Annotated in this window: 27 protein-coding genes; 21 read left to right on the forward strand and 6 right to left on the reverse strand. The window is 39.9% G+C overall.

The genetic code is table 11. The features are described from left to right. Positions 1 to 96 precede the first annotated feature (96 nt). The gene (locus BK583_RS00915; RefSeq protein ID WP_055736110.1) at positions 97 to 702 is read left to right on the forward strand and encodes a hypothetical protein; all 606 of its coding nucleotides are present in this window, start codon (positions 97 to 99) and stop codon (positions 700 to 702) included. An 11-nt stretch (positions 703 to 713) separates the two neighbouring features. Here BK583_RS00915 and BK583_RS00920 read toward each other — a convergent pair whose 3' ends face one another. Together BK583_RS00920 and BK583_RS00925 are read right to left on the reverse strand one after the other, a co-directional pair. After that, positions 714 to 1,598, reverse strand: coding sequence for a cation diffusion facilitator family transporter (locus BK583_RS00920; protein ID WP_038484579.1), 885 nt, complete (start codon positions 1,596 to 1,598; stop codon positions 714 to 716). A 38-nt stretch (positions 1,599 to 1,636) separates the two neighbouring features. Next, complete coding sequence (locus BK583_RS00925; RefSeq protein WP_371836648.1) at positions 1,637 to 1,972, reverse strand: ArsR/SmtB family transcription factor; 336 nt, start codon at positions 1,970 to 1,972, stop codon at positions 1,637 to 1,639. Positions 1,973 to 2,092: 120 nt separating this feature from the next. Between BK583_RS00925 and BK583_RS20570 the strand changes: the two genes are divergently transcribed. From BK583_RS20570 to modB, 5 genes are all read left to right on the forward strand, one after another. Further along, positions 2,093 to 2,254, forward strand: a complete 162-nt coding sequence (locus tag BK583_RS20570; RefSeq protein WP_158318562.1) for a hypothetical protein — start codon at positions 2,093 to 2,095, stop codon at positions 2,252 to 2,254. Positions 2,255 to 2,297: 43 nt separating this feature from the next. Further along, a complete protein-coding gene (locus BK583_RS00930) occupies positions 2,298 to 3,128 on the forward strand; it encodes an SPL family radical SAM protein (protein WP_371836646.1) in 831 nt (276 codons plus the stop codon). A 21-nt stretch (positions 3,129 to 3,149) separates the two neighbouring features. Further along, positions 3,150 to 4,184 (forward strand): aldose epimerase family protein, encoded by a 1,035-nt coding sequence (locus tag BK583_RS00935; RefSeq protein ID WP_055736112.1) that lies wholly within the window; start codon positions 3,150 to 3,152, stop codon positions 4,182 to 4,184. Positions 4,185 to 4,337: 153 nt separating this feature from the next. Then, on the forward strand, positions 4,338 to 5,081 hold the full coding sequence (gene modA / locus BK583_RS00940) for a molybdate ABC transporter substrate-binding protein (RefSeq protein WP_038484565.1): 744 nt from the start codon (positions 4,338 to 4,340) through the stop codon (positions 5,079 to 5,081). Positions 5,082 to 5,084: 3 nt separating this feature from the next. Then, positions 5,085 to 5,747 (forward strand): molybdate ABC transporter permease subunit, encoded by a 663-nt coding sequence (gene modB / locus BK583_RS00945; RefSeq protein ID WP_038484562.1) that lies wholly within the window; start codon positions 5,085 to 5,087, stop codon positions 5,745 to 5,747. A gap of 76 nt (positions 5,748 to 5,823) precedes the next feature. On the opposite strand, the gene BK583_RS00950 is transcribed toward modB, so the two are convergent. Beyond that, positions 5,824 to 6,105: a hypothetical protein gene (locus BK583_RS00950; RefSeq protein WP_055736113.1), complete on the reverse strand. Its 282-nt coding sequence runs from the start codon at positions 6,103 to 6,105 to the stop codon at positions 5,824 to 5,826. 94 nt (positions 6,106 to 6,199) lie between these two features. Beyond that, positions 6,200 to 7,990 (reverse strand): prenyltransferase/squalene oxidase repeat-containing protein, encoded by a 1,791-nt coding sequence (locus BK583_RS00955; RefSeq protein ID WP_055736114.1) that lies wholly within the window; start codon positions 7,988 to 7,990, stop codon positions 6,200 to 6,202. Between the two features lie 120 nt (positions 7,991 to 8,110). Between BK583_RS00955 and BK583_RS00960 the strand changes: the two genes are divergently transcribed. After that, positions 8,111 to 9,079: a sodium:calcium antiporter gene (locus tag BK583_RS00960; RefSeq protein WP_055736115.1), complete on the forward strand. Its 969-nt coding sequence runs from the start codon at positions 8,111 to 8,113 to the stop codon at positions 9,077 to 9,079. Here the strand turns inward: BK583_RS00960 and BK583_RS00965 are convergent. Continuing rightward, complete coding sequence (locus BK583_RS00965) at positions 9,076 to 9,666, reverse strand: DUF6944 family repetitive protein (protein ID WP_055736116.1); 591 nt, start codon at positions 9,664 to 9,666, stop codon at positions 9,076 to 9,078. The two genes, BK583_RS00960 and BK583_RS00965, sit on opposite strands and share 4 nt — an antisense overlap. 175 nt (positions 9,667 to 9,841) lie before the next feature. Here BK583_RS00965 and BK583_RS00970 point away from each other — a divergent pair, with 175 nt between their 5' ends. The 6 genes from BK583_RS00970 to BK583_RS00995 all read left to right on the forward strand — a co-directional run bounded on the left by BK583_RS00970 (position 9,842) and on the right by BK583_RS00995 (position 16,042). Continuing rightward, a complete protein-coding gene (locus BK583_RS00970; RefSeq protein WP_055736117.1) occupies positions 9,842 to 10,546 on the forward strand; it encodes a CoA transferase subunit A in 705 nt (234 codons plus the stop codon). Position 10,547: 1 nt separating this feature from the next. After that, the gene (locus BK583_RS00975) at positions 10,548 to 11,189 is read left to right on the forward strand and encodes a 3-oxoacid CoA-transferase subunit B (protein WP_055736118.1); all 642 of its coding nucleotides are present in this window, start codon (positions 10,548 to 10,550) and stop codon (positions 11,187 to 11,189) included. Positions 11,190 to 11,565: 376 nt separating this feature from the next. After that, positions 11,566 to 12,255, forward strand: coding sequence for a response regulator transcription factor (locus tag BK583_RS00980; RefSeq protein ID WP_055736119.1), 690 nt, complete (start codon positions 11,566 to 11,568; stop codon positions 12,253 to 12,255). Then, positions 12,255 to 13,259, forward strand: coding sequence for a sensor histidine kinase (locus BK583_RS00985; RefSeq protein WP_055736120.1), 1,005 nt, complete (start codon positions 12,255 to 12,257; stop codon positions 13,257 to 13,259). The genes BK583_RS00980 and BK583_RS00985 overlap by 1 nt, the downstream gene beginning before the upstream one ends. Positions 13,260 to 13,362: 103 nt before the next feature. Then, complete coding sequence (locus BK583_RS00990; RefSeq protein WP_055736121.1) at positions 13,363 to 14,121, forward strand: ABC transporter ATP-binding protein; 759 nt, start codon at positions 13,363 to 13,365, stop codon at positions 14,119 to 14,121. Beyond that, entirely contained in the window at positions 14,114 to 16,042 is a 1,929-nt protein-coding gene (locus BK583_RS00995) for an FtsX-like permease family protein (RefSeq protein WP_055736122.1), read from the forward strand. Before BK583_RS00990 ends, BK583_RS00995 begins: the two co-directional genes overlap by 8 nt. 54 nt (positions 16,043 to 16,096) lie before the next feature. On the opposite strand, the gene BK583_RS01000 is transcribed toward BK583_RS00995, so the two are convergent. Further along, positions 16,097 to 16,489 carry a hypothetical protein gene (locus tag BK583_RS01000; protein ID WP_055736123.1) on the reverse strand — a complete coding sequence of 131 codons (393 nt, stop codon included), beginning with the start codon at positions 16,487 to 16,489 and terminating at the stop codon, positions 16,097 to 16,099. Between the two features lie 180 nt (positions 16,490 to 16,669). Between BK583_RS01000 and BK583_RS01005 the strand changes: the two genes are divergently transcribed. From BK583_RS01005 to BK583_RS01035, 8 genes are all read left to right on the forward strand, one after another. Next, entirely contained in the window at positions 16,670 to 18,511 is a 1,842-nt protein-coding gene (locus tag BK583_RS01005) for a UbiD family decarboxylase (RefSeq protein WP_055736124.1), read from the forward strand. A gap of 184 nt (positions 18,512 to 18,695) precedes the next feature. Beyond that, a complete protein-coding gene (locus tag BK583_RS01010) occupies positions 18,696 to 19,679 on the forward strand; it encodes a ring-cleaving dioxygenase (protein WP_055736125.1) in 984 nt (327 codons plus the stop codon). Positions 19,680 to 19,843: 164 nt separating this feature from the next. Next, entirely contained in the window at positions 19,844 to 20,557 is a 714-nt protein-coding gene (gene deoD / locus BK583_RS01015) for a purine-nucleoside phosphorylase (RefSeq protein WP_038484527.1), read from the forward strand. Between the two features lie 158 nt (positions 20,558 to 20,715). Next, positions 20,716 to 21,579: an STAS domain-containing protein gene (locus tag BK583_RS01020; RefSeq protein WP_055736126.1), complete on the forward strand. Its 864-nt coding sequence runs from the start codon at positions 20,716 to 20,718 to the stop codon at positions 21,577 to 21,579. Positions 21,580 to 21,607: 28 nt separating this feature from the next. After that, positions 21,608 to 22,462, forward strand: a complete 855-nt coding sequence (locus BK583_RS01025; protein ID WP_055736127.1) for a mechanosensitive ion channel family protein — start codon at positions 21,608 to 21,610, stop codon at positions 22,460 to 22,462. 107 nt (positions 22,463 to 22,569) lie between these two features. After that, positions 22,570 to 22,791 carry an RNA polymerase sigma factor gene (locus BK583_RS21105; protein ID WP_055736128.1) on the forward strand — a complete coding sequence of 74 codons (222 nt, stop codon included), beginning with the start codon at positions 22,570 to 22,572 and terminating at the stop codon, positions 22,789 to 22,791. Further along, positions 22,770 to 23,111: an RNA polymerase sigma factor gene (locus BK583_RS21110; protein ID WP_055736129.1), complete on the forward strand. Its 342-nt coding sequence runs from the start codon at positions 22,770 to 22,772 to the stop codon at positions 23,109 to 23,111. The genes BK583_RS21105 and BK583_RS21110 overlap by 22 nt, the downstream gene beginning before the upstream one ends. Then, the gene (locus tag BK583_RS01035; protein WP_055736130.1) at positions 23,086 to 24,090 is read left to right on the forward strand and encodes a DUF4179 domain-containing protein; all 1,005 of its coding nucleotides are present in this window, start codon (positions 23,086 to 23,088) and stop codon (positions 24,088 to 24,090) included. The genes BK583_RS21110 and BK583_RS01035 overlap by 26 nt, the downstream gene beginning before the upstream one ends. Positions 24,091 to 24,364: the final 274 nt, after the last annotated feature.

Below are 24,364 nucleotides of genomic sequence, written 5' to 3' on the forward strand. Positions count from 1 at the left end.
TATGTAAACCATTCCCTTTCTCCTATCCCTTTTCATGGCTTCGTCAAATACCTTATAATAGGAAAATAGACTTTGCTGTTCAGGAGCTGTTTAAACATGACGGAGCTTATATGGATTAGTGGAATTGTGTTGCTACTCTTACTTGTTTACAATGCATTTATACATCCCCGACTGATGAAGATGAGAAAGATTAAACAATTAGAAAAAAAGCTAACAGAGAATGATGAATATAAAGATTTACTAATCGCGATGTGTAAAGCGGTAGAAAAAGAATTAAGGCAAGCAGGCGAAGCAGTCGATGACATAAAAAAGACTTATAATTTAATGGGGGCGAAAACGACCTTGCATTTAGGACAAAAAGCCATTCAAATCGTCTTTGAGCTAGAGAATGAAGAGTTGCTTTTTGTAAATGGACAGTGGATGGTCAAACGTACAGACGGATTACACTTGGATATCCCATTTACCCATTACGAAGCTGACTTTTATCATGAAGCTGCTACGTTGTTTCGGCTACTGCCATTATGGTGTAAAGCATCAAACACGCATCACTTCTTGCCTGATGAAGAAGCGAAGAAAAAACGAAATCAAATTGAAGAGAAGCTGTTTAATGAAGTTCAATTCTTCATCCACTCGCTTGCGACAAGGTACGAACCAAGTCCATTGCTCAATGTAAAGGTACAGCAAGAAAGGAACAGCGTTTAGCTGTTCCTTTCTTATTCACGCTCAATTTGAATTGTCGTGTTTTCGATATGAAGCTTTTTTCGGAAATAGTCATTTGCATGCATAAGTACGTCTTGAGAGTCGATTTTTCTGTCGGCATCAATGATAACATGAGCACTTAAGCGATCCATCCCAGAAGTAATGGTCCAAATGTGGAGATCATGAACACGTTTAACGCCATCAATGGAACGTAGTTCAGCGTTCACTTCGTCAATATCAATATGCGATGGCGTACCTTCCATTAGTACGTGAATCGTGTCTTTAAGAAGGCGTATTGCTGATAGAGCAATCATAAAAGCAATCAGGATACTTAAAATGGGATCGGCTAGATACCAACCAGTTGTTAAAATAATGATCCCTGCAATCACAGCGGCGACAGATCCTAATGTATCACTCAAAACGTGTAAGTAAGCGCCGCGCATATTCAAGTTATTTTTTACATCGCCCCGCATGAGTACATACATGGCTCCAAGGTTAGCAAGCAATCCGATAAACGCTAGTATGATCATGCCACCACCCATAACTGCTTCAGGTTCAATGAATCGACCAATGGCTTCACGAACAATAAAAAAGGCAATGACTAGCAACATGACGCTGTTTAATAATGAGGATAATACTTCGTAGCGGTGGTTTCCAAAGGTTCGTGTCTTTGTTGCCGCTTTTGCTGCAAGTGTAATGGCAAGAAAACTAATAAACAGGTTAGCAAAATCGTTAAACATGTGGACTGCGTCAGCTAAAAGGGCTAAGCTTCCTGTCCACAACCCACCAATAAACTGGATAAACATCCAGCTACCAATAATGAGCATAGCAAAGAGTAGATTTCGTTTATTTGCTTGACCAGTTGAATGGTGGTGACTATGTCCATGGTGATGACCCATTGTATACCCCCCTTATTATTTAATAGGATTCACTTTGTTCAATCGTGTGTGGCGTGTTCAATGGTCTTTTCTAAAATGTCGAGTACGTGTTCATCTTGAGGTGAGTAATAAATGGTGGTTCCAGCACGTCTTGATTTAACAAGTCTTAAATTTTTCAGAAATCGAAGTTGATGAGAAACAGTAGACTGTCCTAGTTCTAGTTGTTCAACGATTTCCCCTACTGAGCATTCTTTGTTTGCTAATAAATGAAGAATTCGAATTCGGGTTGGATCGCTTAAGGCTTTAAAGCTTTGAGAAACAATGAACAGTGTCTCTTGATCAAGATCATAATAAGATGTTGACATAGCTTTTTCCTCATTTCTATATATGATTATATGCTCATATTAGCATAATGAAAATGGCTTTTCAACTACTGTAATCAAGAGTAGGATTACTTTTCTGTTTACGCGTCCCATGGTAGACTACATGTAACAAAAACGTAAGGGGAAGAAAGAATGAATGGCAGAAGACGCAGGCCGTTAAGGCTAGGTAGCGCAACTATAATCGGTCTGATCGTAGGGTTTTCGTTTGGCTTATTTACAAATTCTTTCGTTCTGTACATTGGTTTAGGGCTTTTGCTAGGGTTATTGGTTGATTGGAATCGTAAGCGTATGTGATAGAGAAAGACGAATGTGTAATCGTTTTCTCTAGGAAGCGAGGATGAGTACAATGAAGAGCCTTTCTGTAAGGGAATCGCATCCAAAGCAACTTTTAACAAAAGCGAGTGGTTTTTTGACTGGCTATTCTCACACTTTAAACCCTTATGTGGGATGCTCCTTTGCTTGTTCGTATTGCTATGTCAGGCAAATGCCAGTTCAACTGTTTCAAGAGGAAGAGTGGGGCGATTGGGTTACGATAAAAAGGGATATTGCTCAGCTTCTAGAGAAAGAAATACGTCGTGCGAAGAAACATGGGCCGGTGACAATCTTTATGTCTTCAAGCACTGATCCTTACCAACCAATTGAACATCGAGAGCAAGTCACTCGATCATTGCTTGAAGCGATGGTAAGGGAACAACCAGACTTCTTATTTATTCAAACGAGAGGTGCCCTTGTGACAAGGGATATGGATTTATTGAAACGTTTAGGGAATCGCGTACGTGTCAGCATGACGATTGAAACTGATTCAGATGACATTCGAAAGCAGTTTGCACCTCAGGCTCCACCTATTAAAGGAAGAATAAAAGCTTTACAACGTCTCAAAGAGGGTGGGATTCCAACCCAAGCAACAATAGCGCCACTGTTGCCGAGTTCAAAAGCGTTTCCTGAACAGTTGGCAGATGTGGTTGACCGTGTCTGTATAGATGATTTTTTTATGGGTGATGGTTCAGGAGGCAAGCGTACAGAAAAGCTTAAAATGTCTGCTATTTATACTGAACTAGGGCTAGAGAAATGGTATGAGAGGGATACCATATGGAAGGTAAAACGTCGTTTTCTTAACTATTTTTCAGAAGATCAACTTTTCATCAGTAAAGAGGGATTTCTACCTTAAAGGTTGAAGGAGAGGTTTTTCATGAAAGCAACGAATCAGCAAATGAGTAACGGATGGGTCGAAACCGTACTTGAAAACGATCACGGCATGCGTCTAACGTTTCTTAACTTTGGAGGCATCGTCACGGAATTAGTTGTTCCTGATAAGAGAGGTGTACGTGAAAATGTCGTCCTTTCTTATGCGGACCTCTCTCATTATAAAGAAAATAAGCCGTATTTTGGCGCTTTAATTGGGCCAGTGGCGGGTCGGATAAAGGATGCTTGTTTTATGAAAAATGGAACAAGGCATACACTATCAGCAAATGATGGCCATCATCACCTACACGGTGGAGGGAATGGCTTGCATCAACAGCTGTTTAGCGTGACCCTTTTTCAGCATGAAGATCGAGTAGGCGCAATGTTAACAGCGGAAGAAATGGAAATGGATCATTATCCTGGAAAGCTAACCACTACGATTACATACATCATTACAAATGAAAATGAATGGATTATTGATTATCATGCCACGGTAGATGAAATGATGCCTGTTACACTAACGAATCATACGTATTTTAATCTTACAGGTAGTGTAAAAAGGTCTGTATTGAATCATGTTATTCAGCTGGAAAGCGATAGTTTTTTAGAGCTAGATGAAACCCTTGCTCCAACTGGATTTATTCGTTCAACTGCTTATACACCGTTTGATTTTAGATTAGAAAAAAGAATTGGTGAAAGAATTCATTTAACACATCATCAGCTGCAGGTAGCAAAGAATGGATATGATCATTATTTTTTGTTGGATCATACTAAAGAGGTCAAGGCTGTTGTTTATGATGAAGAATCTGGTCGTAAGCTTGAGATGAAAACGACACAGCCAGGTGTTGTCCTTTATACAGGGAATAGCTTGGAAGACGAGTTGCTGTTAAAAGAAGGAAACAAAATAGAAAAGCATGCTGGCTTATGTTTAGAAACCCAAGGACACCCCGCTGCTCTTCAACATAAAGGATTATCATCTATTTGGTTGAAACCGGAAGATGTTTATAAACACCAAACGATTTATCAGTTTTCAGTTGAATAAAGGGTTAATAGTTTCTATCCCTCTTCTGTAAAGGAACAAAAGCCGTACCCTTAGTGTGTGCGGCTTTTTGTCGCTAGTGTAGAGACTCAGTAGATTTACATAGAACTAGATATCCCTTATACTACGGAAAAAGAGAAAATGTGAGGGATTTTTTTGAAGAAAGGGCTGCTTGTTACGGCTATTGGGATCATCTTAGCGGGTTGTTCATCTAATGAAACAGAGGAAGTGATGATCATGGCCGCAGCTAGCTTAAATGATGCTGTAGATGAATTAATTGAAAGCTATGAACAAAATCACGATGTACATATAACAGTGAACTATGGCTCTTCTGGTCAACTACGCCAACAAATTCTCCAAGGTGCACCCGCAGACTTGTTTTTATCGGCTTCCATCGCCGATATGGAGGAAGTAGTAGATGTAGAAGGAGTTGAAAGCTCTACTACGTTAATAGAAAATACGCTTGTTTTAATTGCAGCGCCAGAAATCGCTCCATCATTGACGAGTTGGGCTGACCTTACTACGGCTACGTATCAAGGGCTCGCGATCGGCGAGACAGAGACCGTTCCTGCTGGTCGATACGGGAAACAAGCCCTTGAATCTATGGGGATTTTCGCTGATATCGAGGACAAGCTTATTGTTGGAAAAGATGTACGGCAAGTTCTTACATATGTTCAGACAGGAAATGCTGATGTAGGGATCGTGTATGAAACGGACGCACGAGTTGCTGGCGATGCGGTAACCATAGTTGCGGAAGCACCTGCAAATAGCCATGATTCTATCCATTATCCAATTGGCTTGCTAACGACGAATGACAGTGCGGCCGTCCTCTATGAGTGGCTCCAACAGGATGAGGCTATAGCTACGTTTGAATCGTACGGGTTTCAGAAAGGTGAATAAATAATGGACCCTCGGTTTTGGACACCTATATTTGTTTCAGTACAGGTTGTAAGTATAGCGAGTGTACTGGCGTTTTTATTGGCACTCCTGGCTAGCTGGCTGTTAAAGAAACGAGCTTTTAAAGGAAAGATCCTGCTGGAAACGGCTCTTATGCTACCGCTTGTCCTACCTCCGACTGTTATTGGATTTGGTTTACTTATGCTCTTTGGTCGACGGAGTCTTATCGGACAGTGGTATGAACAATTGTTTAATCAACCAATCGTGTTTACAGTTGTTGCTGCGGTCATTGCAGCGACTGTAGTAGCGTTTCCATTAATTTATCAAGTGTTAATGAATGGATTTGAATCGGTTGACGATGAACTTGAAGACGCAGCAAGGCAAATGGGTGCGAGTGAATGGGCGGTTTTACGCTATGTAAGCCTGCCGTTGGCGTGGCGATCCCTCGCTTCTGGCTTTACGCTCGGGTTTGCACGCGCTCTTGGTGAATTTGGCGCTACTCTAATGTTCGCAGGAAGCATTGTTGGGGTGACACAGACGATTCCAATTAGTATTTATTTAGCGGTTGAAACCGGGAATACGTTAATGGCACTCTATTGGGTGGCTTCCATCATCTTATTTTCATTCCTTCTATTAGCAACCGTACAGCGGTTAAAACAGTCTAAATAGAAAAAAAGCGTTAAGCAAGTTCGGCAATTTCCGTAAGGTTTATTGCTTTTTTGCCTAAACGCTTTTTGTTTTGCGGTTAACGACCTGTAACTAGGCCCCACATTTCATGGCGATGTTGACGGTTTCTAGGGTCGACATTGCAATTCATCAGCCATTTTGCATGTCGGTCTCGTTGCTCTCTCGAAATAGGTACACCTAAGCAATGAGATAATTCATCAATCATCGAACAACAACGACCGTATTGCTTTAAATCTTCACGTCGTTGACGACATAAAATTTTGCACACATTGTGGAAATGTCGCGGGTTTTTCATTTTAGAGCGAAATGCATGCATTAATTGAGGATCAATTGTGCTCATGGGAACTCCTTTCATATCAATCAGTCGGTTTAACACGTGTGTGTTACTTTACTTTATGATTCAAAGGAGTCTTTGGACAGGGCTAGTTTCTTGCTTATTTCGCCTTTGTTTTCACATATTTGTGCTTGTAGTTCGTAAATGTGACAAGTGGCCAAAGAAGGGGATAGCTATGATAGTGAATGTAAAATTGACCAGGAAGCCCTCCTCCAGTTGGGTAAGTCGAGCGGATTGAAGAAGTACGAACCCAGTCCATTAATAGCGTAAGCGCATCCTCCATTTGTTTTGTCGGTCGATCGTAGAGTGAGATTAGGGCGTCTAATGCCCATGCTGTATGAACGACTGTGGAAAATTGCAACGGAATAAAGCGTTGCTCTACATCACTTTTACAGGATTCTCCCCAACCACCATCTAGTAGTTGAATGGACTCCAACCAACGTCTAGCATGTTGTAAGCTTTCATTTTCAATCGGTACACCAACAGCACGCATCCCTGTAACGGCAGCCCATGTTCCATAGATATAGGAGACTCCCCATCTTCCTTGCCAATTTCCATCTTTTTGCTGATGTTTTTCAAGCCACTTAATAGCCTTTTCAACAGCAGGATGTTTAGCGGATAAATGACCATAGTTACCGAGGCATTCCAGCGTTCGACCAGTTAGATCAGGAGAGGATGGATCCATAATGGTATCTGTTCCATTTTCAAGTGGAATGAACAAAGCAGCTCGGCTATCTTTTTCAAACGCGGCCCAACCCCCATCACGATTCTGTCGGCTTAATAGCCAAGAAAAACCAGCTCGCCAAGCACGCTTCGTTTCGGCCAAATGGAGATGAGAAGACAACAAGCGTAGGCATGCGTGTGTGTCATCTACGTCAGGGTTGATTGAATTGCTTGTCGAAAACCCCCATCCGCCATTTTCCTGCTGATTGGCCAGAATGTAGTGAACAGATGCAGCAATGGTCGTTTGCTTCTCAACTGTGTTTGTTTGTTGAATGGCTGTTGCAATTAACGCTGTATCCCAGATAGTTGAAGGAGAATTTTGAATATGACCCTCTTTTCCTTCTGTATAGAGGTGAGTCTTCAACCCCTCTAAAGCTTGTTCCATAATAGGCGATTGTTTTTTATAGCCCAGCGCAAGTAATGCGTAGAACATGAGAAGCGTTCCGCTTGAATAACTGTGCAGGGTGCCATCTTGTTCAATATGGTGTAACAGATAGGTTTCTGCTTTTTGAAAGGCGGCTTTCGTGTACGAAGACAACTTTGTCCGTTTCCGTTTGCGTAACTGGAGATGCTTTGAACTTATATAAAGATGCTGAATGTGCCGGTTATGTTTTCTTTTTACATGGAAGCGGGTATGACCTAAAATGAGTAGCGCTGCAAAATGGGTTTTAACATAGGCACTATATCGATAGAAGCTGAATGGCATCCATTTTGGTAATTGAATTAAAAAAAGTGGCAGAGGAAAAAGTGTTGGCCAAGGGTATAAATGATGCAGAGCTAACAATGTCTTTGTGGCAATATGTGCTTGTTCTACACCGCCCTTTTTTACGATAAATGATTCAGCTGCTTTCATAGATGGGTCGCTTTTTTTCGCAAACCCTGAAATATATAGAGCGGTATAGGCTTCTATTGTTGACGATAGGTGGCCTAAGTCGTCTTCATACAGCTTCCAATAGCCATGTTCAGACTGTGTCCGTAAGAGGCGATAAGCTAATTTTTTTTGTAAGTCGTATTCTTGGTTAACATGTGACAAGAGTAAGAGCATATATGCATCGGTCATCGTACCTGATTCAAAGCAGAGTTTAAATGATCCGTCCTCTTGCTGATACGTTATCAGTTGCTCGGTTAGTGCCAACTGGGTCTGAGTCAACCGACTGATCAGGTTCATAAAAGTACCTCCAAACTTGTAGCAAGTAAAGCGTAAAAAACGGCTTCTTGTGCATCCTATGTAAGAAGACAAAAGTCTGAAAGGTGCTCTACCCAAATAGAGTAAAAAAAGGAGTTAACCATGCTATATATCTTATTTATTCTTCTTGCAGCAGTGACCGTTTTTGCAGCAATAAAACTATCTACATATGCAGACACGATTCAATTACGTACAGGCATGACTGGCTTTTTTACTGGAGCAGTCTTAATTGCAGGTGCTACCTCTTTACCAGAAGTGACAACAAATATTACTGCTGGTGTCATTAATAGCCCGGACTTAGCGGTAGGGAATGTAATCGGGAGCAACTTGTTTAATTTGTTAATTCTTGCTTTTGGAGATCTGTGGTTTCGTCGTAAACGCATGTATATTCATTTAGCGCCTAAAAATGCGATGCCTGGAGCTTTGGGTCTTATCCTAACAATGATCATTGCCATCTCCCTTATTGTACGATCCCCTTTATCTGTTTTTGACATGGGTATTGATGTAATGCTAGTTGTACTCTTGTATTTTGGTGGTTTATATTATTTAAATAAAAAAAATCTCCTGCCTGATGAACCTCCTGTAGCGAAAAAAGTCACAATGACATTAAAAAGAGCTATTATTCGCTTTTTAATCGTGGCGCTCGTTATTCTAGCAGCTGGTTCCTATTTAACGATTCTAGGGGATCAAATTGCCATTCAAAGTGGGTTAGGTCAATCCTTTGTCGGATCAATTCTCATTGCAGGTGCTACCTCTTTGCCAGAAGTCTCTATTATCTATTTAGCTGTAAAACGAAATCAATTCAGTGCTGCTGTTGGTTTAATCGTAGGTAGCAATATGTTTAATTTAAATTTACTTGCTTTAGCAGACCTTTTTTATCGTGATGGTGTATTAATTCGAGATGCCAGTTTAAGTAATTGGATCACAATGGTGGCTCTACTAGTATTAACGGTTGTTGTGCTATACGGTATATGGAAAAATGAAAAGCTTGGTCGATTGTTTTGGCTACCGTCAACCATTGTCGCTGTAGGTTATGTCGCATCAATTGTTTTACTTTACGTTTATAGCTAATCCTCACTTACGAGGGGATCAGCATCTGACTCTTCTGTAATAGAGGATGTATACGACTTCAATACACTTAATGCGGATAAAACAGCGCCGGTTGCTTGAATCCAGCTGCCTACAGCGTTAATAAATTCTTCGTCATCATCAACAATGAAATCAGCTATAGCTGCATAGGCTTGAATACCGTTTCCCACTACTTGTAAAAAATCACCAATCACTGCATATAGAGCAGCCGTGCTTACGTCTTCTTTTAAATCTTCATTAAAAGAAACGGAGCCACCAGCAGCTTGAAATAAATTTCCTTTTATAATTAGATTTTGTTCCACGTTTTCTTCCCATGGCAAAGCTAGAGCGCCTACAATGATCGTGTTACCGGTTGCTTGAATGGCGTTTCCAATTTGATTAAGTGACCCAAATGCATTCGTATCCGCAAGAAGGCCATTTCCTGTAGCTTGGAGTGCGTTACCATAAAGACCAAGATCGTTAATTTGCTCAGGTGTTAGTGCTTCAGAGGGAGTATCAGCAACTGCAGCAATGACTGTGCCAATCGCTTGTGTCCATGCTCCAAAAAGTGCCTTCACGTCGGTTAACATCTAGATACTCCCCTTTTTTCTAGGCTAATAACTAGTCTATTCAGAAGAGAAAAAGGGGTACGCCTAGTTTTGCAACTGCATATGCCTTAACGTCATTGGAAAAGAAAGTGTGTAACTGGTAGAATAAATATGAAAGCGCTTTTATAGGTTGTTTTAAGTTGAAGGAGGTTACATGATGGATAAAGTCATAGGTTCTTTAGACGCAATCATGAGTCAGATTAAGGACGGGCAAACACTTGTGGTAGGTGGATTTGGTTTATGTGGGATCCCAGAACATTTAATTGCAGCAGTAAAAGCAAAAGGGGTTAAAGAATTAACAGTCGTGAGTAACAATTGTGGTGTTGATGATTTCGGTTTAGGCCTATTGCTAGAGGATAAGCAAATAAAAAAGATGGTCTCTTCCTACGTAGGCGAAAATAAACAATTCGAGCAACAGTTTCTTAGTCAAGAACTTGAGGTAGAACTTGTTCCACAAGGTACATTAGCAGAGCGGCTTCGTGCTGGTGGTGCTGGTATTCCGGCATTTTATACGGCAACTGGTGTAGATACGCCAGTTGCTGAAGGGAAAGAAGAAAAAGTGTTTGAAGGCAAGCGTTATATTATGGAGCGAGGCATTGTTGGTGATGTGGCCTTAGTTAAGGCATGGAAGGCGGATCGTTTCGGTAATCTTGTGTTCAGAAAAACGTCACGAAACTTTAATCCTTTAGTAGCGACTGCTGGAAAAGTGACGATTGTGGAAGTAGAAGAACTTGTTGAAATAGGAGAGCTGGCACCAGACGAGATTCACTTACCAGGTGTATATGTTCAGCACGTGTTTGTTGGTCATGAATATGAAAAACGAATTGAGCGACGGACTGTACTAGCTGAGGAGGGGGCGTAAAATGAACGAAAAAAGAAAACGAATTATTGATCGTGCGGTAAAGGAAGTAAGGGATGGAATGTGTGTAAACTTAGGAATTGGTATGCCAACCTTAATTGCAAACCACATTCCTGATGAAGTAAGCGTGATGCTTCAGTCAGAAAACGGACTACTCGGTATTGGTCGTTATCCTAAAGAAGAGGAAGTCGATCCTGACTTAATTAACGCTGGAAAAGAAACCGTTACAGCGAAAAAAGGTGCCTCGTACTTTGATAGTGCAGAATCGTTTGCGATGATCAGAGGTGGGCACATTGATTTAGCCATTCTAGGTGGAATGGAAGTTTCAGAAACGGGAGATTTAGCAAATTGGATGATACCAGGTAAGATGGTCAAGGGAATGGGCGGAGCGATGGATCTCGTTCAAGGTGCTAAAAAAACAGTCGTCATTATGGATCATACAAACAAATATGGTGAATCAAAGGTGAAGAAAGCATGTTCATTACCGTTAACAGGTAAACGTGTGGTTGATTTACTCATTACCGATTTAGCTGTGTTTGAATATAAAGCTGGTGTAATGACGTTGTTAGAACTGCAGCCAGGTGTCACTTTGGACGAAGTGAAACGAGCAACTGAAGCTGAATTTCAAGTAGGAATTGGTGTGTAAGTTCTTAGTAATAGGGGGGCTGGGACAAAAGTAGATAGACAGTCCAAAACGACGAACATTCCTGAAAATAGGAACGTTCGTCGTTTGTTTTATATGAAAATTAGCGGGAGGAGAATCCAAAGACTCCTGAGGGACTAGCACGTGTCTGAAGACTCGGAGTGGCGGTTTTCCACCGAGGAGGCTGAGGCCGTGTCTCCGGAAAACGAAGGATTCTCCTGTAGTGTTGCTACTCAGCATATTTTAGACTATTCGTCTTTTCAAATACGACTTTTCGTTATGTCCCAACCTCTTTTCTGTTGTAACTTGTTTGCAATTGGTCTTGAATCAGATTAAGCTAAAGGCATAATATGTGAGGTAAGTAAAAGGTCGTGAGAAGATGTCTAAAATCTTGTTAATTGAAGATGATCGAGCACTTTTTGAAGAAATAAAACAGCAGTTGCAACAGTGGAATTTCCATGTCTATGGTATTGAGAATTGGGAAGAAGTGATGGAGACATTTATTCACATAAAACCAGAGCTCATCTTAATTGATATTCAACTACCAAAGTATGATGGCTTTTATTGGTGTCGAATGATTCGAGCGCAGTCTACTGTTCCTATTTTATTCCTATCGTCACGTGAACATCCAACGGATCACGTGATGTCCATGCAGTTAGGGGCAGATGATTATATTCAAAAACCATTTCACTTGGATGTGCTCGTTGCGAAAGTTCAAGCTACATTACGTCGTGTTTATAATTATAATCATGAAGAACAGAGAACAACGCTGACGTGGCAAGGCGCAATCATTAATGTTGAAAACAATACCGTAACGTCTAACGATGGGAAAGTAGAATTAACAAAAAACGAGATGTTTATCCTGAAAAATTTACTTAGTAAGAGAAACCACATTGTTAGTCGAGATGAATTAATTAAAGAGTTGTGGGACGATAAGCGCTTTATAAGTGATAATACACTGACGGTTAATGTGAATCGTTTACGAAAACAATTAGAAGTCATCGGTCTAGGAACCTTTATTGAAACAAAGGTTGGACAAGGTTACATGGCTGTTGATGAAGGTGTATGATGATAAGACGGTATCTTAAAGAGAGAGGCGCATGGATTAGCTTTATTTTGTTTGTACATGGATTAATTTTGTTTATTGCTTATTTGGATCAAAGCTTGTCTTTGGAGCAAGTAGGCTATCCTTTATTAATGACCGTTATCCTTTTTTGTGGATTTCTTATTTACCGTTATTATAAGGAGACATCTTTTTATAAGCAGTTGGAGCAGTACGATCAGTATGAACAACTATCAGATTTACCTGATGGTGAAACTCCATTTGAAGAAGTAGTCGAGACAGCTTTTGAAGAACAGCGTAGTCATCTTTCGCAGAAATATATTGAACATCGTCGTCAAGTCGACCATGATAAAGATGAGATGATGGCTTGGATTCATGAAGTGAAAACCCCCTTAACGACGATGAGTTTGGTCATTGATCGACTTGATGACAAGGAAACAAAGACGGCGTTGCAAAACGAGTGGCTACGTATACATTTGCTACTGGATCAACAATTGTACCAAAAACGAATGGAATTTATAGAAAATGATCTATATATGGAAAAAGTTGAGTTAGAGCGCTTACTGTATGAAGAAATTCGAACCTTTCAAAATTGGTGTATGCAAAAAGGCATAGGCATTGAGCTTGAACTACATGAATTAATGGTGCAAAGCGATGGTAAGTGGCTTTCCTTTCTCGTTAGACAGCTATTGTCAAATGCGATAAAGTACACTCACTCTGGAAATATTTACATTCGGTCTTATGTTAAAAATGAGCAGACCGTGCTTGAAATTAGAGATGAGGGTAAAGGAATTGCCGAACAAGATTTGCCTCGCATCTTTGAAAAAGGCTTTACATCCACAACGCTCCATAACGAACAATCCGCTACCGGTATGGGTCTTTATTTAGCACAAAAAGTAGCGGATGGGTTGTCGATTAGGCTTTGCATCCGTTCTACGTTAAATGAAGGAACGACAGCTCAGCTACTCTTCCCACGTAGAAATTCTTTCATTGAGTTGACTAGCATGTGACAAAACTGTCACATGCTTTTGTATATTGTTCGCCAATTCGCAGGAATCTTAAAGAGGAAGCTCCTATACTTAAGGTACAAGTAAAGACAGAAGGAGTGTTACGATGGACATTTTACAGGCAAGCAAATTAACAAAAAACTATGGAAGTAAATGGAATAAACAAGAAGTATTAAAAAACATTGACTTAAAAATTAAACAAGGTGAATTTGTCTCCATTATGGGTGCTTCTGGTTCTGGTAAAACGACGCTATTAAACGTCTTGTCTACGATTGATCAAGCAAGCGGTGGTTCTATTTTAGTTAACGGGATGGAGCTAACTCATTTGAAAGAAAAGCATCTTGCGGAGTTTAGAAAAAAGGAATTAGGGTTTATTTTTCAAGAATACAACTTACTTGATTCATTAACGGTTAAAGAAAATATATTGCTTCCTTTAACGGTACAGAAAATCAGTAAAAAAGAAGCAACAACAAGGTTTGAAACAATTGCAACCCAGCTTGGAATTGAGGAGTTAGCCCACAAATACCCAAACGAATTATCTGGTGGGCAAAAGCAACGTACTTCCGCTGCAAGAGCTTTCATTCACGAACCAAGTATTATTTTTGCTGATGAACCAACTGGAGCACTTGATTCAAAAGCAGCATCAGGTTTACTAGAAACGTTAAGCGACTTAAATGAAAAACGGCATGCAACGATCATGATGGTGACCCATGATCCGACTGCCGCAAGCTATGGGAGTAGCGTTGTTTTTATTAAAGATGGTCAAATTTATACAAGGCTGACACGAGGCGGGCAGTCAAGGCAGGCGTTTTTTAAAGATATTATCCAAACGCAAGCGGTTTTAGGTGGCGTTCACGATGAGTAATACATTAGCACTAAAAAATTTAAAAAAGCATGCGCGGACGTATGGGATTTACTTTTTTTCTATTAGCTTTAGTGTAGCGTTGTATTTCGCATTTGTCACATTGCGTTATGCACCTGCAATGGAAGCTGTAGAAGAATCGACGCGGGGTTCTGCTGGTATTGGAACGGCATCGGTTTTACTATTTTTCATTCTGGCTTTTTTCCTGCTGTACGCCAATAATCTTATGATTAAGCGTAGAAGTCAGGAGCTTGGATTACTTCAATTAATTGGTATGACAAAAAGTCGCGTATTTCAGTTGATTAGTATTGAAATTATGTATTTATACCTCGTTTCTCTTATGATTGGTATCATTGCAGGGTTTCTTTTAGCAAAGCTCGTCACAATGATGTTATTAAACATTATTGGTGTAGAAGAAATCGTTTCTCTTTATTTTTCAAGTACAGCGTTGTTCCAAACGGTACTCGTTTTCCTTGGAATTTATCTTATTGTCGTAGTAGCGAATGCTTTGTTCCTAAAGCGACATACAGTTCTTCAACTGTTTCATTTTCGTAAGCGTACTGAGATTGTTGTCAAAAAGCTAAGTGGTTGGGAAATCATCACTGGAATAGTAGGAATCGCATTAATCGTTAGTGGCTACTACGTATCAACCATTTTGTTAAGTGACACCTTTGGTGGATCGCCGAGTGTTCTCTTTCTTGGCATGGGCTATACATTAGGTTCCGTTATCATAGGAACGTACTTATCCTATAGAGGGTCAGTGTCGTTGCTGGCTAAGATCGTACGGAAGAAACAAGCAGGATATATGTCTGTTGTGAAAGTTCTGTCCCTTTCGTCAATTATGTTTCGAATGAAATCCAGTGCTCTGTTGTTAACGATTATAACGACCGTTTCTGCATTAGCTATCGGTTTATTGTCATTAAGCTACATTTCCTATTACTCAGCGAATCAAAATGCTGCGTTTAATGCGCCAAACCATTTTGGCTTCTTGGAAGAACAGGATCGAAATGAGATGATCACGTTTCTTGATGAAGAAGGCCTGACCTATTCACTTCACGATATAGAAGTGAAGGGGTTATATGTAGATTTGGAAGATTTATTAGAATATGAGAGAGATGACCTTTACGTTAATCCTCGAGAAATGTTCTTACCTGTAGTAAGCGATGAAGATGTAGATGGCGTGACTGTCCAAGCGGGAGATGTCTTTTTAACACCAATGGCTCCTATGCTGGAAGTTTTCATGCAGTTTAAGGATACTGGGGACATCACCATTTTTAATGATGATGATCACTATAACCTTAAGTATATTGGTAAGAAAGAAGAGCCTGTCGTGAACTATATTTTATCTATTGGTGGTTTGTCTACGTTAATTGTAGCGGATGAGGTCTATCAAGAGCTTAATAGCGTTGAAGATATACGTACTGAGTTTGCTATTAATATTGAAGATGATGCGGATTTAGAGGCAGCCAACGATTGGTTTATGGACCATAACGAGAGCTTTCGTGGGTTGGCAATCGGCCAACTTGCCAGTGAACAGGAACAAAAGCAACAAATGGGCTTAGTTATGTTTATTGTTGGCTTTCTTGGATTTGCGTTTCTTTTCACATCAGGTTGTATTCTGTACATTAAACAAATGGATGAGAGTGAAGCAGATCGCCCTGACTATACGATCCTTCGAAAGCTTGGTTTTACGAATCAAGACTTGCTTAAAGGAATTAAAGTTCGTCAGCTTTACAATTTTGGCATTCCATTGTTGATTGGCTTACTGCATAGTTACTTTGCTGTTCGTTCTGGCTGGTTTATTTTTGGGAATGAGATGCACATCCCAATGCTTATTGTGATGACCCTTTACACAGTACTGTACTCAGTATTTGGCATTCTATCAGTCAGCCATTCTAAGAAAATTATTCGCGATTCATTATAATGAGTGTTAAAGCTTGTTCATCAGTCTCCCACTGGGAGGCTTTTGACAAGCTTTTTAACGTTCTAAATACATTTGTGCATTTTCCTTTTTATCGCCTATTAAAGTAAAGGTGTAGATCTGATCCTCATAGGGTTCTAATGAAAAGGTGCCTTTAACAGGGTGTGCCTTTTCTTCACTATCTGTTTTCACAAAAAAGGTGATGTTTCCGTGATAATCATCACCCTTTGTAAACGTAAAGTCTAAAGAATCACCTTTTTCTACTAGTGAACCATCTGCATAAGATGTACCTGAATATTCATTTTCATAGGCTATTTCAAAACCATAAACAGGAAATGATGCCATGTTTGTGACAGTGATCATTGCAAGACCTTCCTCTTCAACCGTTTCGTTAAAACAACCGGTTAAGATAAGCACGGAGGTATATAGTCCAATTAATTTTGTTCTCATGATGAAACCTCATCTCTATTTTTTTCCTATTTTCTATTATTATTTATTGATTGTCAATAAATATTTATTCTTTTTCGATTTAATTATTCGTAGTAGTGTCTTTCTTAGTGGTAAGGTTTGACTCTTTTTTCATCCTGCAAGCATAATAGAAAGAGAAGATTGTTTGTAGGGGGTAAGGAAATGTATCAAAGTTTAGAGGAATGTGTGCTTGATCTAGAAAAGCACGGTCATCTTGTCCGTATTAAAGAGGAGGTAGACCCTTATCTAGAGATGGCTTCCATTCAACGAAGAGCCTATAAAGAAGGGGCACCAGCGATCCTATTTGAAAACGTAAAAGGATCAAAATACCCGGCTGTTGCGAACTTATTTGGTTCCATTGAACGTAGCAAATTCATGTTTCGCAATAACTGGGACAAGGTACAAGACATTATCGCCCTTCGTGATGATCCAATGAAAGCCATAAAGAATCCTTTTCGAAATATCGGAAATGGTGTCTCAGCTTTAACAGCCTTGCCCATGCGGAAATCAGGCTTAAATGGCTCTAAGTTAGAAGAAATTGACTTAACCGATATACCTTTTATTCAGTCGTGGCCAGACGATGGAGGGGCGTTTATTACGCTTCCACAAGTCTATTCAGAGGACCCTGACAAGTCAGGCATCATGTCGGCAAATGTAGGGATGTATCGTGTTCAGCTTGATGGAAATGATTATCAAGTTGGGAAAGAGGTTGGCTTACATTATCAAATTCAGCGGGGAATCGGTGTTCATCAAACAAAGGCTGTTAAACGCGGTGAGCCGTTAAAAGTTAGTATTTTTATTGGCGGTCCACCAGCACACACATTAGCCGCTGTGATGCCTTTGCCGGAAGGGTTAAGTGAGATGTTGTTTGCTGGTTTACTTGCAAATCGTCGCTTTCGCTATGGCTATGAAGATGGTTACTGTATTAGCCATGATGCTGATTTTGTCATTACAGGAGACATTTATCCAAATGATACAAAGCCAGAGGGTCCTTTTGGAGATCATTTAGGCTATTACAGTTTAACCCATGAGTTTCCAGTCTTAAAAGTTCATAAAGTGTATGGAAGAAAAGGAGCGATCTATCCATTTACAGTGGTTGGTCGACCACCTCAAGAGGATACAAGCTTTGGTGCTCTAATTCATGAGATCACAGGAGATGCAGTAACGCAAGAACTACCAGGTGTTAAGGCTGTGCACGCTGTTGATGCTGCTGGTGTGCATCCGCTTCTTTTTGCCATAGGGAGTGAGCGTTACACGCCGTTTGAAAAAGTGGATCAGCCAACAGAGTTATTGACGATAGCCAACCGTATTTTAGGTTTCGGCCAGCTAAGCTTAGCAAAATATTTGTTTTTAACGGCCGAAGAAGAAGACTCCATTGATATTCATGACGAAGCAGCGTTTATTCAACATATTTTAGAGCGGATGGATTTAAGACGTGATCTCCATTTTCAAACGAACGCAACAATAGATACGCTAGATTACAGCGGAACAGGTTTGAATCGAGGTAGTAAGGTAACGTTTGCAGCTTATGGAAATAAAAAGCGTGAGCTATGTAAGCAAGTCCCTAACGGAATGAGACAAGTAAACGGAATTAAAGATGCTAGCCTTGTTATGCCAGGAGTTGTAGCTGTCCAACTTGAAAATGAGTTTACAAATTATGAAGCCGTAGAAGAGGAAATGAACCAATTTACGAAAAGGTTAGGAGAGGTGAATATGGAACGGTGTCCTCTCATTGTTCTATGTGATGATAGTGAGTTTTTAAGTGGCGCGCTTGAGAATTTTCTTTGGGCGACCTTTACAAGAAGCAACCCTTCTCATGATATTCACGGCGTTAATGCCTCTGTGAAGCATAAACATTGGGGATGTGACGCCATCATTATTGATGCACGGCTTAAGCCACATCATGCACCACCACTTATAGAAGACGAAGAGGTAGAAAGCCGGGTAGCTCAATTTTTTCAAGAAAATGGCGTGCTCGCATCAAAAAGAGAAGAAGAAAATTAGACCTAAATGGAAAAATGAACGCGCATGACGTCGAAAAGGCAATCTTGATGACCAATAAACGACTGTTAAGCGCGTTTTTTCTAAATGATTTAATCGTGAACAGTCTCATTGTTGACATTTATCTCGAATTAGTTATAATTGAATTAGAGATAAAAGGAAAGTTAGATTCTTAGGAGGTCCTAGCATGAATCAATTAAAAGGAATTCACCACGTAACTGCCATTACAAGTAGTGCGGAAAAAAATTATGAATTTTTTACGTATACACTTGGCATGCGATTGGTGAAAAAAACAGTTAACCAAGACGATATTCAGACGTACCATCTATTCTTTGCCGACGATAAAGGGAATGCCGGAACAGACATGACGTTCTTTGACTTTCCAGGAATTCAAAAAGGATCACACGGTACAGATGAAATTTTTAAAACGGCTTTCCGCGTACCGACTGATGAAGCGATTCAATACTGGGAAAAACGGTTTAACCGTCTAAATGTTAAACATTCAGGCGTTAAAGAGGAGTTTGGTAAGAAAACACTCTCTTTTGTCGATTTTGATGATCAACAGTATCAGCTCGTTTCCGATGAGACTAATCAAGGTGTAGAGGCTGGCATTCCTTGGCAGGACGGCCCTATCCCATTAGAATTTGCTATAACAGGTCTTGGTCCTATTTATGTAAGAGTTGCAAATGTCGATTTCTTTAAACAAGTATTGGAACACGCTCTACAGTTTAAAGAAGTTGCCCATGAAGGATCTCGCTATTTATACGAAGTAGGGGAAGGTGGAAATGGTGCACAGATTGTAGTGGAGCATAATGCCATTTTACCACGTGCTCGACAAGGCTATGGAACTGTCCATCATGCTGCGTTTAGAGTAGAAGATCGTGCTGTTTTAGATGAGTGGACGAAGCATCTTGAGTCACTTGGCTTCCAAACATCTGGCTATGTGAACCGACACTTCTTTGAATCTCTTTATGCTAGAGTCTCACCACAAATTCTTTTTGAGTTTGCAACAGACGGTCCTGGGTTTATGGGTGACGAGCCTTATGAAACTCTTGGTGAGAAGCTTTCACTTCCACCGTTTCTTGAGCCACAACGTGAACAAATTGAAAGCGCGGTTCGTCCAATTGATACAACAAGAAGTACGAAAACATTTGAAAAAGAATACGAATAACGGTATCGTGCTCCCCTTCGACAATTGAAGGGGAGTTTTTTGCTTGACCAGCACAGAAATCTTTGCGATTTGCGCTGAGTTTGTCTATGATGATGTAGTAAGTATTGTAATGGAAATGGTCATTATTCACATAATAAGTGAAACGAATAAGGAGTTGTTAAGATATGTCAGAAGTAAAACAAACCGCCCATATTAATCCAACTGGTGAGATTGCAGAAACGGTTCTTCTTCCAGGTGATCCATTAAGAGCAAAGTTTATCGCAGAAACATTTTTAGAAGACGTTGAACAATTTAACAGTGTTCGTAATATGCTGGGCTTCACAGGCACGTATAAAGGAAAAAAAATCTCTGTAATGGGAACAGGAATGGGTATGCCATCAATGGGAATCTATTCTTGGGAACTAATCCATATCTATGGTGTGAAGAATTTAATACGTATCGGCTCTTGTGGTGCTCTTCAAGACAATTTAGATTTATACGATATTATTATTGGAATGGGCGCTTCATCTAATTCAAATTACGTAAGTCAGTACCATATCCCAGGTCATTATGCACCAGTCGCTTCGTATTCTTTACTTGAAAAAGCTAAACACATTGCTGATGAGAAAGGATACCCTGTGCACGTTGGTAACATTCTTTCAAGTGATACGTTCTACAGTGCCGATAAAGAAGCAAATGATAAATGGCGCAAGATGGGGATCCTTGGTATTGAAATGGAAGCAGCGGCATTATACATGAATGCAGCCGAAGCTGGTGTGAACGCATTATGTATCTTAACAGTAAGCGATCATATTTATAAACAAGAAGAAACAACAGCGGAAGAGCGTCAAACATCGTTTACAAAAATGATGGAGATTGCACTTGAGTTAGGTGAATAATTTTTCGTAAAAGGTTTGGCTGATGCCAAACCTTTTTTTGTCTTCGAAAAAAGTCGTACGTTTTTTAAAAAAGGGGTTTTATATATGTATAAATGGGTATGGAGGAAGAGCGCTTAAAAACAGACATCCCAGCTTAGGTAATAAAAGGAGCAGAATATATGGACGAAACGATCGGTCATTCAAACTACGATTCCGTAATAGAAGTCTCAAACAAGCTATTCAAGCTTGTTTCAAATAAATTAGGTGTAAACACTGCCTATATTGCTAGAAAAGAAAATGAGCAAATAAAGATTGTGAATGCGTTTAACGAGAAGGAGACGATTCTTTCTAAAGATGCAGAGATTGATTATTATGAATCAAGCTGTAAGAAAGTATTTGAAAGTGATCAAGAGTATACAACCGTTGAGAACTTAATGACAAACCCAACGACACAAGATCAAGTTGCCTCAAGAGAATGGCATGTTCGTGGTTTTATGGGCGTAAAACTAAAAAGCATGAATGGGGACATTTTCGGCACATTATGCGTCATGGATTATGCAGAAAAGCACTTTAGTGAAGAAGATGTTGAGTTCTTGAAAACAATAGCGGAAGTCTTGTCATATATTATTGAGCTTGACGAAACCTTTGCGGATATCGAACTGTTAAGTGTGCCAATTATACCGATTCGTTCAGGCTTAGCGATTTTGGCTTTGCAAGGGAATATTAATAAAAGCCGGGGTAAGAAAATTTTAGAAGATACATTAAACTATGCATTAGATCAACGTATTAATTATTTTGTTATCGATTTATCTCAAATAAAGTATAGCGATACAAATTTTGCTGTATTGCTCCATTCATTAATATCTGCATTAAGACTGATGGGTGTAAAAGTCATGTTATCAGGCGTGCCCGTCCAGCTTGCTCATGAGCATTTAATACGCGATCAACTGGTAAAGCTTGATGTCGCCTATGTAAAAACCATTGAAGCAGCTTTAATGAAAATAGGCTATGTTTTAAAAGACGTAAGTGCGGATAAAGAATAAGTGATGCTATTTATTCTAGGAGGTTTCTATGTTTGATGATTTATGGAACTCCACGTATGCGCTCTTATCGGATACGGAGTTTTGGCTTGCCGTTGTAAGTACCCTTGTAAAAGTTATTGTTATTTTAGTATTGGCGCGAATTTTACTAGGGGTATTAAAGCGAGTAATTACCCAGATTTTACAAAAGCGTGAAGGAAAGTACGTCAATGTATCTGAACAACGAAGTAAAACCTTAACGTCATTGCTACATAGTGTTGTTGCCAATGTTGTTTATTTTATTGCCATTTTACTTGTACTAGACGAATTAGGATTTAACCTTGCATCTGTACTCGTTGGTGCAGGTGTGCTAGGTCTTGCAATTGGCTTTGGCGCTCAAAACGTTGTCCGAGATGTGATTACAGGGTTCTTTATATTATATGAAGACCAGTTTTCCGTTGGAGATTACATTACAACTGGTCAGTACACAGGGACGGTCATTGATTTTGGCCTTAGGGTGACAAAAATTCAAGATTGGACAGGCGAAGTGAACATTATTCCAAATGGCCATATTGAGGATTTAAAAAACTATTCAAAAGAAAATTCATATGCGGTAGTCGATATGCGTGTGTCGTATGGACACGACCTTGAGAAGTTACAGCAACTTATTATGGATGCCAGCCTGGTTGTTTATCATAGTAACGAGAACATGATTGAAAAGCCTGACATGCTAGGCATACAAGAAATAAGTGAATCTGGCGCTGTTATTCGTGTTATTGCTTTATGTAAGCCGGTCATGCAGTGGAGCGTAGAGCGGGAAATTCGACGTGCCATCTTAGATTCCTTTGCTGAAAAAGGAATTGATGTGCCTTATCAACAAGTAACGGTACACCAAAAAGAAGCCTAAATAAGTTTCATCCTTGCAGTGAGAAGCTGCAAGGATTTTTTTTTGCAACCTTTTGGCCTTTTACTTGGTCTAATAAGTGTAAGATAAAAGCGAGCAAGGGGGATTGTATGGAGAAGTTGGTGAAAAGAGCAAAAAAAGGTGACGGAGAGGCGTTTGTCCTACTCGTTAAACAATATGAAGAGGTGCTGTATAAAACAGCAAAACGCATTGTAAATGAGGATGAAGATGTAGCGGATGTGCTACAAGACACGATGATGACGGCGTTCGAGAAACTACATAAATTGAAAAAAAACGAATTTTTTCATACATGGCTTTTCGAATATTATTGAACAAATGTGCTAGTTTAACAAAGAAAAAACAAACTAAAGCGGCAATAGACTTAAATGATTATCTTATGAAGCCGGATGATAAGCAGTATTCAGACATTGAATTTAGAGATGCAGTGAATAGTCTTAGAGAAGAACAGCGCAACATCTTTACCTTGTATTACGCAGTTGGTTACACGACAAAAGAAATTAGTCAATTATTAAACCAATCAGAAGGAACCATTAAATCTCACTTATCCAGAGGAAGAGCCGAATTAAAGAAGCATTATTATGAGATAGGGAAGGGAGTGCAGAATCATGGACAAATTACCAAAAGTTGTTAGTGAGTCGTTGAACCAAGCCTATCGTGATATTCAAGTACGTGGGAAGAAAAAAAGACGTTTTCGTGTTTGGAAACAGGTGTCTCTTACAGCCGTTGGTCTGTTGGTAATTGGTATGGCGACAAATGAAGATGTACAGGCATCCATTAAAGATCTATTTTATAGCAATGACCCAGGGGTAGAAAAGGCAGTAGCAAATGGATACGGTACTGCAGAGGAGAGTATTGCACGTGATAAAGACATCACCCTTACTTTAGCCCATCATTTTATTGATGAGCGTAAAATGGGGACTCATTTCACTATCCAATTTGATGATAAGACAGTACTAGAAGATGTAACAGATGTCAGTATTGATTTTCGGATCAAAAATGGAGACGATGAGTACGTGGTTGAACAAATACCGGACACTAAACCATTACGTGGAACAGAAGCTAGTTATGAAAGCAGTGGGAATACAAGTAGTGAAGTATTAACCAAACAAGGGTTAGCAGAAGTTGAATACCTATTTGAGAATGTAACAGACCGTCCGTTTCCGCAATTAGAAAATGCTCTATTGTCGGTGGAGTCGATTAATCTATTCCAAGGAAATGAATTAAAGAAGATTGATGGTGAATGGTTATTTAATCTTGAGAACACAGAAAGAAAGCAACTTCTTGAATATCGACCTGTAGAAAAGCCTGCTAGCGTTGAATTCGTGACTACAGAAGTATCGGCTACAAACTTAGATTTAGCGTTTGTGTTTAAACCAGACGTTCAGCAACAATTAGAAGAAAATGAGTGGGATGTTCCTGAAGTGCATGTTCGTATCCCAGATGGGCAAACCATTACGGACGCTGCTTACTCAATAACAACAGAAGGGAATAACGTTCAATATCGAGGGAATTTTCCGTTATCGTCTTTCGCAGAAGGAACAACATTCATTGTAGAATTCTTCGGTCCAAATGGATTGATTGAAGAGGTAGAGATGGAGACAGAGAGGTAAAAGAGGCTGGGACATAACGAAAAGTAGTAGTTGAAAAGACGAATAGTCTAAAATATGCTGAGTAGCACCGCTACAGGAGAATCCTTCGCTTTCCGGGGACACGGCCTCAGCCTCCTCCGTGGAAAACCGCCACTCCAGAGTCTTCAGACACGTGCTGATCCCCCAGGAGTCTTCGGATTCTCCTTCCACTCATTTTCATATAAAACAAACGACGAACGTTCCTATTTTCAGGAATGTTCGTCATTTTGGTCTGTCTATCTACTTTTGTCCCAGC

This window comes from Shouchella oshimensis, from assembly GCF_002019765.1.
Classification (GTDB): Bacteria; Bacillota; Bacilli; order Bacillales; family Bacillaceae_D; genus Shouchella; species Shouchella oshimensis.